Origin of the sequence: Sphingobium sp. YR768, assembly GCF_900111125.1 — a bacterium.
In the GTDB taxonomy this organism is placed as follows: Bacteria; Pseudomonadota; Alphaproteobacteria; order Sphingomonadales; family Sphingomonadaceae; genus Sphingobium.
In genome coordinates this window covers 1-13,708 of the sequence record NZ_FOGE01000035.1, presented here as the reverse complement: position 1 = coordinate 13,708, position 13,708 = coordinate 1, and the positions used below count along the sequence as shown (strand labels likewise).

Annotated in this window: 11 protein-coding genes; 6 read left to right on the top strand and 5 right to left on the bottom strand. The window is 60.6% G+C overall.

Annotated features, from left to right (window positions below):
* Nucleotides 1-9: 9 nt before the first annotated feature.
* From BMX92_RS23150 to BMX92_RS23130, 5 genes are all read left to right on the top strand, one after another.
* A complete protein-coding gene (locus BMX92_RS23150) occupies nucleotides 10-1,179 on the top strand; it encodes a PepSY-associated TM helix domain-containing protein (RefSeq protein WP_256213572.1) in 1,170 nt (389 codons plus the stop codon).
* A gap of 405 nt (nucleotides 1,180-1,584) precedes the next feature.
* Nucleotides 1,585-1,842: a hypothetical protein gene (locus BMX92_RS28165; RefSeq protein WP_256213571.1), complete on the top strand. Its 258-nt coding sequence runs from the start codon at nucleotides 1,585-1,587 to the stop codon at nucleotides 1,840-1,842.
* Nucleotides 1,839-2,804: an MvdC/MvdD family ATP grasp protein gene (locus BMX92_RS23140; protein ID WP_093020962.1), complete on the top strand. Its 966-nt coding sequence runs from the start codon at nucleotides 1,839-1,841 to the stop codon at nucleotides 2,802-2,804. The genes BMX92_RS28165 and BMX92_RS23140 overlap by 4 nt, the downstream gene beginning before the upstream one ends.
* Nucleotides 2,801-3,700: a hypothetical protein gene (locus BMX92_RS23135; RefSeq protein ID WP_093020960.1), complete on the top strand. Its 900-nt coding sequence runs from the start codon at nucleotides 2,801-2,803 to the stop codon at nucleotides 3,698-3,700. Before BMX92_RS23140 ends, BMX92_RS23135 begins: the two co-directional genes overlap by 4 nt.
* Nucleotides 3,697-4,812 carry a hypothetical protein gene (locus tag BMX92_RS23130; RefSeq protein WP_093020958.1) on the top strand — a complete coding sequence of 372 codons (1,116 nt, stop codon included), beginning with the start codon at nucleotides 3,697-3,699 and terminating at the stop codon, nucleotides 4,810-4,812. The genes BMX92_RS23135 and BMX92_RS23130 overlap by 4 nt, the downstream gene beginning before the upstream one ends.
* A 49-nt stretch (nucleotides 4,813-4,861) precedes the next feature.
* On the opposite strand, the gene BMX92_RS23125 is transcribed toward BMX92_RS23130, so the two are convergent.
* Nucleotides 4,862-6,763 carry a UvrD-helicase domain-containing protein gene (locus BMX92_RS23125; protein WP_093020956.1) on the bottom strand — a complete coding sequence of 634 codons (1,902 nt, stop codon included), beginning with the start codon at nucleotides 6,761-6,763 and terminating at the stop codon, nucleotides 4,862-4,864.
* Nucleotides 6,760-9,099, bottom strand: coding sequence for an AAA family ATPase (locus BMX92_RS23120; RefSeq protein ID WP_093020954.1), 2,340 nt, complete (start codon nucleotides 9,097-9,099; stop codon nucleotides 6,760-6,762). Before BMX92_RS23120 ends, BMX92_RS23125 begins: the two co-directional genes overlap by 4 nt.
* Nucleotides 9,100-9,400: 301 nt before the next feature.
* Here BMX92_RS23120 and BMX92_RS23115 point away from each other — a divergent pair, with 301 nt between their 5' ends.
* Nucleotides 9,401-10,798 carry an AlbA family DNA-binding domain-containing protein gene (locus tag BMX92_RS23115; RefSeq protein WP_177185217.1) on the top strand — a complete coding sequence of 466 codons (1,398 nt, stop codon included), beginning with the start codon at nucleotides 9,401-9,403 and terminating at the stop codon, nucleotides 10,796-10,798.
* Nucleotides 10,799-11,262: 464 nt separating this feature from the next.
* Here BMX92_RS23115 and BMX92_RS23105 read toward each other — a convergent pair whose 3' ends face one another.
* From BMX92_RS23105 to tnpB, 3 genes are all read right to left on the bottom strand, one after another.
* Complete coding sequence (locus tag BMX92_RS23105) at nucleotides 11,263-11,508, bottom strand: hypothetical protein (protein WP_019052496.1); 246 nt, start codon at nucleotides 11,506-11,508, stop codon at nucleotides 11,263-11,265.
* A 17-nt stretch (nucleotides 11,509-11,525) separates the two neighbouring features.
* Nucleotides 11,526-13,190, bottom strand: coding sequence for an IS66 family transposase (locus BMX92_RS23100; protein WP_093020948.1), 1,665 nt, complete (start codon nucleotides 13,188-13,190; stop codon nucleotides 11,526-11,528).
* A gap of 71 nt (nucleotides 13,191-13,261) precedes the next feature.
* Nucleotides 13,262-13,603, bottom strand: coding sequence for an IS66 family insertion sequence element accessory protein TnpB (gene tnpB, locus BMX92_RS23095; RefSeq protein ID WP_093020946.1), 342 nt, complete (start codon nucleotides 13,601-13,603; stop codon nucleotides 13,262-13,264).
* Nucleotides 13,604-13,708: the final 105 nt, after the last annotated feature.

Sequence of the window (13,708 nt, the reverse complement as noted above, 5' to 3'; positions counted from 1 at the left end):
CAGGCGCGCGTGAAAAAGGGCCGGTCGCTCTGGTGGGTGGTACATAGCTGGATTGGTCTCAAACTGTCGATCTTCCTGACCTTCATCCTGGCGACCGGCACTTTTGCCGTGTTCGCGCATGAAATCGACTGGCTGGCGACGCCCGCCATGCGGGTATCGCCCCGGTCGGAACTCGTCGCGTCATGGGGGGCGTTGGCGCAGGCGGCGGCCCGCGCCGCACCCGATGCCCGGCTGCAGACCCTCTATGCGCCGATCGACCCCTGGTTCGCGGTCGAGGCCTGGGTCAGTCGCGGTAAGGGCGCGCCGGAGCGGGTCTATGTCAATCCGTGGACGGCGGAGGTCACGGGCAGGCATGGCTGGGCCAATGTCCACCGCTTCCTGCGACAGGCCCATCGCCACCTGATGCTGCCGACGAAGATCGGTATACCGATCGTCTGTTCGCTCGCCCTGTTGCTGGCGGCTTCTTTGGTGTCGGGCATCGTCACCTACAAGAAATGGTGGCGCGGCTTCTTCCGAGCGCCGCGCGGCGGCGATGGGCGGCGGATGACGGACGACCTGCATCGCCTGATGGGTGTGTGGAGCCTGTGGTTCGTAGCGCTGATTGCGCTCACAGGCATGTGGTATCTGGTGGAGACATTGGGCGGGAACGCCAAGGTGCCCAAATTGCCGGAGGTGGCGGCTGGTGCGATGCCGACCGGTGTCGAGTTGGACCGACTGGTTGCCATAGCGCGCCGCGCCGATCCTGCGCTCGATATTCGGGAAATTCGCTTCACGCCCGACAATGGGCTCATCTTCCTGGGTCAGTCCTCCGCCTGGCTGGTGCGCGATCGCGCCAATGGGGTGGTCGTCGATCCGGCGACGTCGCGAGTCGTCGCGCGGCTGGATGGACGCGCACTGAGCGCGCATCAGCGCATTTCCGAAATGGCTGATCCGCTGCATTTCGGCACGTTCGGCGGCCTGTGGACCAAAGCCATCTGGTTTCTGTTCGGCGCGCTGCTGACGGCGATGGCCGTTACCGGCACGATGATCTATGCAATGCGGCTGGCGAAATCGTCTCGCTCCGAAACTGGCAATTTGAAACGCGCTTGGCAGGGCATGGGCGCTTGGGGATATGTCGGCGTTGCCCTCATTCTCCTCACACTTATCCTGACCCCGGGGGCGATTGGGGGAGCGAGTTGAAGGAAGTTCGACCCTTGTGAGACACTCAGCGCTCGATTTTGGATCGCCAGCTGCGGCCGTTCCGCTTTTACGGTAGCTGTCGACCAAATTCGGTCGGTTAGATCAAACGATGCGGATGTCCGCTTCTGACGGATCCTTCCGAGGGATACCCCATGCTACCACACTTACGGATATTGCCGGTTGCGAGGCGGTGGTTACTTTGGCGGAACGATCATCGGAACACTTCCTCTGGCACTCAATCTTCCCTATATGTTCCTATTCGACGACACTGCCACTGGATCGCTGCCGATGACTGTTCACTCTCCCATTGCGTCCGCCGACCCATTCTTGCTCCGTTTCGCCACGTCGAGGTCCGCCGAAGCCGAGATGCCAGGTCGCTATTCGCCCGAATTAGGGGTCTGGGTTGTGGACGGCGAACAGGGTGTCGTGCCGATCATCGAGGTCGCTGGCGGCGAGCTAGTCGTGACGCAGAGTAAGACCATGACGCAAGTTGAGGTGGACGACGACGATCCGTCGCGCTTCGGGGCGCTGGAGACGAGCACCGGGACGCGCGTTCGGCAGGAAGTGGACGACGAGGACGCGTCCCTGTGCCTTCCCGAGTTACAGACGAAGACCGACGTCCAACAGGAGCGGGACGATGAAGCGGCGGCGCCATACTGGTGAGCGCGCGTTCCGGGCTGATACTCCTCGTAACCAATAAGCGCGACGTGACGACCGACTACGTCGTCTTGGAGATGCGTCGACGCGGCCTTGGCTTCATCCGCCTGAATACTGAGGACCTGCCGCAGCACGAAATCGCGATGGTCGATGGCGACCCTTCGAACCTTACGCTGATCGGACCGTGCGGCGAACTTTCTCTCGCGGATGTAACGGGCGCCTACTATCGTCGGCCCGGCAATATTGAGGTCAGTGGGAGCGCCGCCGTCGCCGAGTACATCGTGGCGGAATGGTCGGCGATAGTTCGTAGCCTCTGGAACGCACTCGAGGGGCGGTGGCTGAATTCGCCGTTCTCCATCCTGCGCGCCGAGGACAAGCCGAGGCAGCTTACCGCCGCCCGCCGCGTCGGACTCCAGATCCCTGGAACGCTCGTCACGAATGCTTTTGTGCAAGCCCGCGCCTTCCTCGCGGAAGGGCCGATGGTAGCGAAACCACTCCGACATGCCCTGATCAACGACGGCGAGATCGGCAGTGTCGTCTTCACCAGTCGGGTGGATGCGCTTGATGCGGTCGACGCCGATGGCTTTCGGCGTGCGCCGATGATTCTGCAGCGTGAGATTTCGAAGCGGTCTGACATACGATTACTCGTCGTGGACGACCGGGTGTTCGCGACCCGCATATTGTCGCAGGCCTATGACGAGACGCAGGTCGATTGGCGGAAAGGCGTTCGCAGGGATCTCGACCACGAGGCTATGGAGTTGCCGGCTGAGGTGGCTTCGGCCTGCATCTCCGTCACACGCGACCTCGGCCTGCGGTTTGCCGCGATCGACCTCGTCGAGGATCCGGATGGCCGCTTCTGGTTTCTGGAGGCCAACCCGAACGGGCAGTGGGCCTGGATCGAGCAGCGGACGGGTGCCCCGGTGACGGCCGCAATCGTCGATGCCCTTTGCGCCGGTGAACCAACATGAACTGGCATTCGATTGCCAGTGCGGTCTATCCATATATCGAGCCGCTCACTCCGGCACAGAAGACCGCTGAGGCACGACGGCTTCAGCAGGATCGGGCTGCAATCCAGGCGGTAGTCTGGAACTCGAACGAGGAACGGGCGCTCGACGAGGCGCAGAAAGTGTCGGCGGCCGAGATGGATAGGGTCCGCACGGCTGAGGGGAAGGCGACGACTTACCTCGCGGTGCTCGCTGCGCTAGTGCCGGTCATCATCACGCTGCAGGCAGCCAATTGGGAGAAGAAGGCGGGTCCGGCACCGGACGCGGCGCGGCTGTTTGTGCTGGCGCTGGCGACGGTATACGTGGCTGGAGCTGGGTTCAACGCCTTCAAAACACTGCAGGTCCGGGGTTTCCAAAAGGTTGGAGAGGCCGAGATTGTGGCCGCATGGCAGACGCCAAATCCCCTTCGCAAGCTTACCCGCGGCACTCTGCTGGCGACCCGCAACTCCCGGGACGTGGTCAACGAGAAGGTCACGCGTATCCTAGTCACGCACGAGCATTTGCTCCGGGCATTCGGGATATTCATCCTGCTCCTGCTGCTCGATCCGCTGTTCTACGCGATGGGCTTTCGCAACGCTGCGCAGGAGCCGCCCGCTCCGAAGGTCGTCGCGGTCCAAAAGCCGACGGCTAGCGTTCCGTGCGAAGTGAAATGCGCGATCGCTCAGCTCGTGAGGCGGTCCGGCGCGCAGACCGCTCGCACTGTCTCGGAGGCGCGGCCACCTCGGCCGGTCAAACCACGGACGGATCGGAGTCCTGCCGATTCGTCGCGGACGCAGTCGTGTCCCAAACCCACGACTGCCGGAACCGCTCCGGACCTTCAGAACGCGCCTGCGCCTCAGAATGGAGCTATAACCCAATGAGCCTCCTGACGGCCGCGATCATGGCGCCCGACACATCGCACTGGGCCGATTGGATCGATGCCGCCGTTAAGCCCGCATCGCCCAAGGGACAGGTAGCCCGGGGTCTGCACCAGCGTCTGCTCGAGCAGGGGCGCATCCCGTTCCTATCCTGGCATCATCTGGAGGAATTGCTCGTCGTGGACGATCCGGCGAACGCCAGCGCGCGGGTGGCGTATCTCCAGTCGCTTCCGATGATAGCGTGGATGCGAATGCCAGGCGAGCATGGTTTGGGCGGGATTGTCGACATCCTTGCGGCCGAGGCGATCGCCTACGATTCCGGTTGCCAGACGATGGCGGACGTACGCGATCACGTGCGATCCTGCCTGCTGACGACCGGAAGCGGCGCCGCCGCCGTTGGGGAAGACGGCTGGGTCTGGGACGTTGCGCGTCCGATCATGAGGGAGAGGCGCCAACACATTGGGATGGTCTCGGCTCTCTCGGGCATGCGGACGATGGACGAGGGGCAAACGGTCGAGCAGCTGTGCAAGCAAGAGATCCGCGGGCCTGGCGATCGGAAGAAGGTAATGGAAGCGATCCACCGTAACGCTTTCTTCCGTGCCAAGGCGGCCGACCCGCGCCGGAGCGACGCCGAGGCGTTCCAGATGGCGAACGATTTTGTCCTGCGCGTCATGCAGGAGATGCCCGCGGAGGACGTGACGGTGCGCCAACTCCTCGTTGACACTTACGCCAAGCAGGGGATCGACGAGTACGAGATCCGGGACGAGTGCACCATCGCGGAACTATCAGAACTGGGCACATTCAGGTCGCATCTGCGTCTCGTCTCGGAGAAGGCGGGCATCCACTTCGAGCGCTTGAAGCGGGTAAGCATGCGGAGCCTCCCGAGCTGGCGGATCGCCGATGCGCTGAAGCGCCACGGGCAGGAACGCCCCACTCGGCCCGGCAGCGACGTTCACGACCAGCATCTAGCCGTGTTGGCGGCCTACACCGACATCCTATTCGTCGACAGGCGCACCCTTGAGGACTTCCGTCGGATCAAGTCCAAGGAGCCCGAGCTGAGTGGGTTGTTCGGGACCGTGAAAAGAGCCAGCGTGTTCGAGGCCATCGTCGACTGACGACCAGAGCCTGTCATTGACTCCGACGTCGGTGAACGTCTGGTCTCGATCACTGCGGATTCTCAGGCAACGCAAGAACGACCTCATCGTCATGAAACCAGCCGGCCGCGACGACATGCGCCTTTACGGCCGCGGGATCAGCCGAATAGGTGACCAGCGCAAGACTAGATTTTGCGCGACTACAGGTCACGTAAAATAGCCGCCGCGTTCGATCGATCGCCGAATCTCGGCCCTCTTCTGCATTTTTGAGATCGGTCGCGCTGGGTGCCTTCGCGCCCAGCAGCTTCTCATACCCGAACAGAAACCCCCGGGCATCGCCATCGTCCATCAGGACCATGACCCGATCGAACTCTAGACCTTTCACCCCTTGATGCGTGTCGAACGCCGCTTCCTTCGCGACATAGGCAGCATAGGGCGGAATGACCGAAAAGGGGCAGTCAAGGAAGTTCAGTATCGCTTCGAGGTTCCGGCCGACCGGATCGGCCGCCTCATCCTCGGCGTCCACGATCTCATCTGTGCGCTGCGCGGCCAGCGCGGCTTTCAGGCTTTCCGGAACCTGGAACAAACCGGTGCCCGCAACATTGCTGAGCACGGCCGCACAGCTGGGCTCTTGGGGTGTCCAAAGCGCCAAAAGACTGTCGATCGCGGATTGCGCCAGTCGAAGCTGATCCAGTGGCTTAGTCGATCCCTTGAGATTGTCCTTGCTCAGCAGTGGCGAGGCCTCCCGTACAAGTTTCGCAATGGCGAACTTGTCGTTGCGCTGGTGGGCGGAAACCAGGGGAAGCACATAGTGCGTGAAAAACCGCGTGGCCGGAAAGCTGCCGTCCAGAAAGCTGGTACGAAACTCGTCAACCGAGGCGAGTGCCTCGAATAGAGGCTCGAACCCCATCCGTTTGGCGGCCATGTGATGTTCAAGCGTCAGAACCTTGCATTTTGCAGAGTCATTCCAGGCATCATCATTGGTCAGCGACGCCATATAGGCGCGGACTTGATCCTCTGCGGCAGGCTTGTCGTCAAGGTCGCTGGTGAAGGCGAACAAGCGAGCCCAGCCTTCATCGGCATCATCGCGCGGCTCCTGCTTGTGCGTATCGGCGCCATCGCGAATGTCGTTTATAAGGCGAACGATACGATGCGGGCTTCGGTGATTGAGGCGCTTTTCCGGAAACGCCCAGCCTTCCGGGATATCTCGCTCTATCTGCTCCTTCCCGTCGAGGTAGATGCGCTGCATGGTGTCGCCGATGAGCCCGAGACAAAAGCGATCGGCATGCGCCTGCTGGACCGCGAACAGCGCTTCGATCAGCGCCTTGTTCGTATCCTGACTCTCATCGATCAGCAGGAACGGGTATTTTTCCACGAACATACGTTGCATGAGTGATTTCTCGAGCAAAAATGCCGAGAAAATCTTGATGACCTCGGCATGATTCAGGGCATTCCGTTCGCGATTGTCGCCGCTCGGATTGTAGGTGAAGACCTTGATCTCATCCAAACGGCCGAGCCTCCTTTGTTTCGACTCAATCTGGATCAAGCGCGCGGCCGACGCTTTCGTGCCGGCGCGACCCTTCTCCTCCTCGATTGTCAGGGCTTCGACCTCAGCCTGCAAATTGGTCCGAAGCCACACGCGGATGTCGGCATTGAAGTTCTGAATCTGCATCCATGCGAAGCTATGGATCGTGCGCACCACAAACAGCGGATCATACTCAAGCCGGCGGGTGATCTCATCGCAAGCCGCATTGGTGTAGGTGATCACCGCGACATGGCGGGCCCGTAACCGCAGGACGTCGCGATATTTGTCCGCCACATGACGAAGCGCGTTCACCAGTGACCGCGTCTTCCCTGAGCCAGCGCCAGCGAACATAAAAAAGCTCTGTGGGTGATCCAGGTTGAGATAGGTCGCGAGCTGGCTCTCGACATCGTCATCGAGCGTGACGTTCGAGGCGGGACGATCGGTCATTGTGGGTTCTCGGGCGCCGGCGCTTCATTCGGCGGGAGATCCAGCGCGAGGATTTGGGCGAGGCCCAGTTCGGCCTTCTTTCGTTCGAGCTGCGTACCGAGCCAAAGCAGGCCTTCGCGAATATAATGCGGCGGCTTCAGATCACTTGGGTTTTCGATCTCCAGCAAATCCAGCGCAAATTCGGCCTTGTTCCCGTTTTTCAGCGCCTTCTTCATAGCCGCGCTGAGCGCAGCAAAATCGGCGCTGTCGGCGATCGCTCCACGAAACTTCGCAATCAGCCCGGCCCCGGGAAGCTCGGCGAACAGATCGAGATTGCCGACCACGATCGCATCCTCGAGGGTGTATGCAAGTGCCTCGGTCGTCGCGCCCTTGAATTCGACCTCGACCGGGCACTGGTAGGCGATCCGGAGCTTGAAGCGCTCGGCATCATAAGCTTTTTCCTTCTCGGCCTCGGACTTGTCGAGAAGAGCGTCCAGTTCGCTGATGGCCGGCCACCAGTTTCGCAGGGTGTAGTTTCCCGACGTGTGCGCAGCGTCGCGCAAAGGCGCTGCCGTGTTACCATCGGCATCCTTGGAATCGATGTCGGTGATCACCAGCGTGGTGAGTCCGATCTTCTCGATCAGGCTGCGCAGCTTGTGCGCATGGCTACCGCCGATTTCCAGCCAGGTGATATAGCTCTCCGACAGCTTCGCAAACTCCGCATGGGAATTCACGAAACTCGGTACGAGGATGCGCTCTGCGGGTCCCTCGATCAATACCGCGGCGTCCGCGAAGAATAGGTCGCAGTGGGTTACCTTCAGATAGCGTGTGACGAACCGCTTGGTATCTTGGTCGCCGCCGAACGCATTTTCTAGATTGATGACGCAGGAGGTCGGGATCGTCTTTTGCCCGCCAGGCAACCGACGAAAATACCGGAGCGATTCAAAGTTGCATTCATGCGCGATATGGCTCGAGTGCGTGCTTACGACCATCTGGGTCACAAAGTTCGGATTCGCGCGCAGCAGCTCGTGGTTGCGTAGGATTTTATACGCCTGCCGGATGAAGACCTGCTGGACCTGCGTGTGCAGATGCACCTCGGGCTCTTCGATCAGGACAAGGTGCAACGGGGCAATGATGTCGTCTTCGGCGGCTTTGTGCTGAGCCTTGCCGACCCGCATCCAGCTGTCGCGGAACGCCATCAACCTGAAGACCATCGAGATCAGGTTCTGGTAGCCGAGGCCATTCGAATCCTCGGGCAAAAACAGATCGACCGAATTGTCGCCGTCCTGCATCGGAACGACGAACTGCACCGCTGCATCATGGTTCAAGCCCTCGACGGGTCGGATACGCGTCGAAATGCTGAGCTTCGGATCGGTGACCCCCGGGTAACCGAGCGTGTCCATCTCGGTGAGCGGATTCTTAAAACCATCTGTCAGCCGCAGGTTGAACGCCTTTTGTGCCTCTTCGATCGCTCTCAACGCCAGAAGGTCTTGAGCATCTGGATTCTCATACGGGTCGAGATGACGTGAGTAATATTGCCGTAGCTGCGCAGACAGCCGCCGCGAGGTCGCGCTGCTCGCGCTCGCGCTCGTCTCGCCCTCGGCGCTCACCTGCTCGCCGGCATGACCGAAACCGCGTTGGGCGCTGATCTCGTGAATACGGATCAGGCCCTTGAACGGATCGCCGTCGATGGGGTCGGAACCCTGAAGCTGCTGAGGTCGTGCTAGCCCATGCTCGGGTTCGACGCAGGCCGCTGGGTCGAGAACATAGGTTCTGACCCCGAAATAGCTTGAGACGCGACGCTGCAGGAACTCGACCAATGTCTGCGGCCAGATCGCGACCTGGAAGTTTTCTGGTGCTTCGCCCTTTTCCTGCGCGAGGGCCGCTCCGGCGGCTTGCAGCTTACGCGCGTCGCTGCGGGCACTCAGGTAATCTTTCTGAAGCTGTTCACCGTCCTTCGGCTCATATCGCAATCTGACGCCTAGGCGTCCGCCTGCCCAATCCAAGGTAGGCAGGATCTTCTGAACGTAATGGACTTCATACTCTTCGACATGGAGCCAGACATCCAGGGATGGCAGAACCCCGTCCCATACCGGTGGTGGCAGTGCCGCTTCCGCGACATGCGCATCCTCCCAGCTCTCGCCCATCGCGTTGATGGCCGGCCAGTGCGAAAGGGTGAAGTCGTTGAAGCAGAAGCTCGAGCGCTCCCAATCCACAAGGAAGTAGCGCAGCGCGGTGATAGCGGAGGTTTTTCCACTGTTGTTGGCACCAACAAATACTGTCTTTTCAGGCGACAGTCCGATCCGTGTTGAAATCAGCTTCCGGAAATTGGCAACCTCAACAAAATCTATGCGCATACCCCCCCCCTCTCTCAAGGGAACATAGCCAAACGACGCCTCCGCGCAACGGTGTGGATAGTTTGGGGCGAAGATTGGCACGCTGGACAGATCGACGATGAAGGAAGGCCCCAGATTCCGCCGATCCGATCCATCCCAGCCGTTTTGCATCGTTTTTTCGTTCCCAGATGCCAACCGGCGGATTTCCAAGCTGGACGCCAAAGATTGGCCACATGGACAGTACCCCATCTCTCGACGCATAAGCTACGTTCATGGTGGAGTTCGCCTATATCATCCGCCACAGTGCATGCTCGGGGCAAAGATGAGTGAACAGAAGCGTCTCAAAACATTAAGCGCCGCGACGCGCACATTTCTCGCTTCAGGCGAAGGCCAGCTCATTGATTTCAAGCGCGTGCCGGAGGGAATTGGCGCCGACGATCTCGCGGCGTTTGCCAATGCTCCAGATGGCGGCACGATATTGGTCGGCGTAGGGGAAGCCACTGTGGATGGCGCGCAGACCGGTGTCATTCTTGGTTGCGACGTGAGCGATAACGCCGTCCTTAAGCTTCTTAACAAGGCGATCAGCTGCCTGCCGCCTGTCCTGATCGATATTGTCATCGAAAATCTGAGCGATAAGCCCATTCTGCGGATATCGGTGCCTTCCAGCCCTACAAAGCCACATTGCTCACCCAAGGGCGTCTATTGCCGGCGGGACGGCGCTCGCAACCGGGCCCTTCATCCTACTGAACTTCTGCGCATCTTCCTTGATACCGAAGCGCAGCAATTCGCGCAAAGATTTGAAGCTGCCGCTGCGACCATCTCAAGGGAAATCGCCGATCTTGAAGAATCTCTTGAACGAACTATCGGGAATATGAGCGATCAGTTCGGCTGGGCAGAATCCAACATGGATGACACTTCCCATACGATCCACACGGTGCTCGCTTATACGAAGATCATTAGCGACGAGACGATCGACATGTCTGACCGGCTCCGCACCATGTTCCGTCAGGACAAGCGGGATGATCCTGTCCATGACCGTGAACTGAAGAAAGTCATTGATGAATTGGTCGCGCAGATCACTGACGACGAGGACCTTAGCGAGGCCGTTCTCGCCAACCACCCGCTCAGTTACAATTTGAAAGGCAAGTCGGCCCGGGAGCTTTCTCCCGAGGAAGGGCAAAAGGCTCTGGATGAAGCCAGCCAGATCATTCGCGACCGCGCCGACCTAAAAAATTATCGAGCGAAGTGCCTGCTACCGGAGAAATGCAGCCAGAAAGTCATTGAAGACATTGCCGCTGCCGCTACGTTGTACGGATCAAGCGCATGCGTTGCCGAAGATGTCGCACAAGCGTTCCGCATCAGCTTTTCCACCTATAAGGATGCTGTCGTGGCAACGGCTGGCATCAGGAAGACGCCTTTGAAAGAGCGCGTCAGCATTTTCGAGACATTCCAGACCATAGCAGACCCAAGGATATACAAGGCCCAACTGAACTGGCTTAGCCTGCATCCCAATCATCACAATAAGGGGCAATTGAGCAAGCTTGTTCAGAAACTGCTGGGGGCGAGGAAAGGCGTACCAGCCTTCGCCGTGGTACATAGCGACGACGCTGTGGCTCGTGAGGTCCTGCAGCATTTCAAGTTCAGTCCCGCCCTCTTGAAAGAAGGCGCTCTTGTGGACGAAAAGAGCAAGGAACAGCTGTTCCTCCATGCCGAGACCTGACACCATGGCGCGCCCCCTCTATCGCGCTCGATCGCCAGTTTGTCCGATGGGACGCCGGACCAGCAATGCCTATCACTTGATGGGCATCGCAGGCGTCACTCTGGAAGCCGGCTCGGTCTCCCAACGGGCAAGCCGCCTCAGCGCAGAGGAGGCCGTGCTTGCGGCACGCTTTGCGACCCGGGAGCTCAATGGCTTCTCTAAAGGCCGTGAATGGCTGCTTTCTTAGGTCAGTCTCTCCGAAGCCGACATTCGGCTAAGTCCCAAAGTCGGCCGATCAAGCTCCCACCAAGTGCCGCGCCCGGATCAGCGCCTGTCCGTCAGGCGCACAGCCCAAGAAGGCGCGGGCCGACTCCATCGGATATCGACTGTCGCCAGCGCACAGTATTTCGTCGCCGAAGCGCGCTGCGAGGTACGCATCCGGTGAGGACCGCGGCTACTGACGGTTTGCTGGGGGATTTGGCATCTTACTTGCCGAGGAAGGCCTCCACGCCTTCTTGAGCGAGCACATCGCGGAATGCAGCATCGGCATCGCGGTCGGTGGGGAATAGATTGTCCCAGACCGTCGAGGTGCCGTGCTCGTTGACGACCTCGAGGGACCAGCCACGTTCGGTGGCGAGCCGCACGATGTTGATGGTCAGCCGTACGCCCGCCTGTTCGATGGACCGGCAGAGTGAGGATTCAATCAGTTCGGGTTGCGGGTCAAATTCCATGCCGTGATGCTATGAGATCACGGCTCCAGCTTCAACGCTGTTGGTTTCCAATTCCATGGGAGCAGATCGCCAAGCCGATTAGCCGGATGACCGGCGATGCGGGCAAGGACGTCGGCGAGCCAAGCCTGGGGATCGAGGTCGTTGAGGCGACAGCTTTGAATGAGTGAAAACATGATGGCGGCGCGCTGACCGCCGCGATCGGAGCCGCAAAATAGCCATGCTTTCCGCCCGAGTGGCACACAGCGTAGCGCCCGTTCCGCTGCGTTGTTCGTGAGGCATACCCTGCCATCGACGAGGAAGCGGGTGAAGGAGTCCCAGCGCCGGAGCATATAGTTGATAGCCTTGGCGAGATCATGGTTACGCGACAGCTTGGCGAGTTGGGCGTTCAACCAGTCGTGCAGTTCGGCGATCAGTGGCGCGCTCAACTCCTGACGGGCGGCAAGCCGCTCCGCTGGTGTCTTGCCGTTGATACCGCGCTCAACGTCGAACAGGGCGTCCAGCTTCTGCACCGCCTCCAGCGCAATCGGATAGATCGGGCCAGTCCGCTCGCCGCGGCTCTTCTTGCGCGCAGCACCCTCGACGTCAGCAAGTTCGAAGAACTTCCTGCGCGCGTGAGCAAAGCATCCTGCCTCCAGGATGAGACCAGGCTGGCGGTTGGGAGCGTACAGCTCAAAATAGCCCGCATAGGCATCAGCCTGCAGAATCCCGGACCAGGACGCGAGGTGCGCCTGGGGATGTTCCCCGCGCCGGTCGCGCGAATAATAGAAAACCACCGCCGGCGGATCGGCGCCGCCGAACGGGCGGTCATCCCGGACATAATCCCATAATCTACCGGTATCGGTCTTGCCCTTGGCCATGACCGGCACGGTGGTATCGTCGCCATGCACGCGCTCGGCGGCAAAGACATGGGCCTCGATCAGCCGAAAGATGGGCATCAAGGCGAAGGACGCCGCACCAACCTGATCGGCAAGCGTGGAGACGCTCAGCGGCACGCCTTCGCGAGCGAAGCGCTCCGCCTGGCGGTTGAGCGGCTGGTGCTGCCCATACTTCTCGAACAGCAGCATGGCGAGGAAGCTTGGCCCTGCCCAGCCGCGCGGCACGACATGGAATGGCGCGGGCGGCTGCGTGATCTTCTCGCAGTCACGGCAGGAGAACTTCTCGCGTACGGTCTGGATGACCTTCCAGGCACGCGGGATTACCTCCAGCGTCTCGGTTACATCCTCGCCCAGCTTCGACAGGCGCATGCCGCCACAGGCCGGACAGGAACAGGGCGCCGGAACGACGACGCGGTCGCGGGGCAAATGGTCGGGGAACGGTTTTTTAACTGGCCTCTTGCGCTCAAAGGCGGTGACGTTCGTCGCCTTTGTCGCGGCGGTCTCGGCGGCCAGATCATCTTCGGCGGCGTCGGCCTCCAAATCTTCGAGCTCAAACTCCATCTGCGCAAGAAGCCGGCGGGTGCGTTCGGCGCTGGGGCCGTACTGCTCGCGCCTGAGCTTGGCGATCTGCAACTTGTAGTGCGAGATCAACGCCTCGGTGGCGCTCTCCCGGGCACGGGCATTGGCCAGTTCGGCTTCAGCGCTCGTGGCCCGCTGTTCGGCTTCATCGGCGCGCTGCGCACTGAGCCGTACCAACGCCTTGAGCGCTTCGATATCGTCAGGCAGGGGCGAAACGGCGGCGTCCACAACTTGGATGGAATCATAGAAAACCTCACGGATGAAGCGGAAAATGCAGCCTCCGCCGAGAAAATCTGCGCCTATCCTGCGCTCTGTGGGCGCCAGCTATATTGCGGGTTCCGCCAGTCCACTCCGTCGAGCAGACAGGCCAGCTGTGAGCTCGTCAGCGACACCACGCCGTCGTTCGCGGCGGGCCAAATGAACTTCCCTCGTTCCAATCGCTTCGAATATAACGACATCCCCAGGCCGTCGTGCCAGATTATCTTCACAAGCGCCCCGCTGCGCCCGCGAAAGACCCAAAGATCGCCGGCAAATGGGTCTCGCGAGAAGCTCTGCTGCACCATTGCTGCCAAGCTCTGCATGCCGCGCCGCATATCTGTGTGGCCCATCGCAATCCACACCCGCGCGCCAGCTGGGATCATCGCAGGGCCTTGAGCGCTGCCGACACCAAGGCAGCTGGTGCCGACGCAGATATGCTCACGCGCCCTTTGCCACCCAGATCCACGATGATCACCGGCATTGCGGCC

What these genes read in the sequence shown, in the direction of transcription:
- BMX92_RS23120 (WP_093020954.1), bottom strand. Translation starts at nt 9,099, where the DNA reads ATGCGCATAGATTTTGTTGAGGTTGCCAATTTCCGGAAGCTGATTTCA.
- BMX92_RS23125 (WP_093020956.1), bottom strand. Translation starts at nt 6,763, where the DNA reads ATGACCGATCGTCCCGCCTCGAACGTCACGCTCGATGACGATGTCGAG.
- BMX92_RS23115 (WP_177185217.1), top strand. Translation starts at nt 9,401, where the DNA reads ATGAGTGAACAGAAGCGTCTCAAAACATTAAGCGCCGCGACGCGCACA.
- tnpB (WP_093020946.1), bottom strand. Translation starts at nt 13,603, where the DNA reads ATGATCCCAGCTGGCGCGCGGGTGTGGATTGCGATGGGCCACACAGAT.
- BMX92_RS23105 (WP_019052496.1), bottom strand. Translation starts at nt 11,508, where the DNA reads ATGGAATTTGACCCGCAACCCGAACTGATTGAATCCTCACTCTGCCGG.
- BMX92_RS23135 (WP_093020960.1), top strand. Translation starts at nt 2,801, where the DNA reads ATGAACTGGCATTCGATTGCCAGTGCGGTCTATCCATATATCGAGCCG.
- BMX92_RS23130 (WP_093020958.1), top strand. Translation starts at nt 3,697, where the DNA reads ATGAGCCTCCTGACGGCCGCGATCATGGCGCCCGACACATCGCACTGG.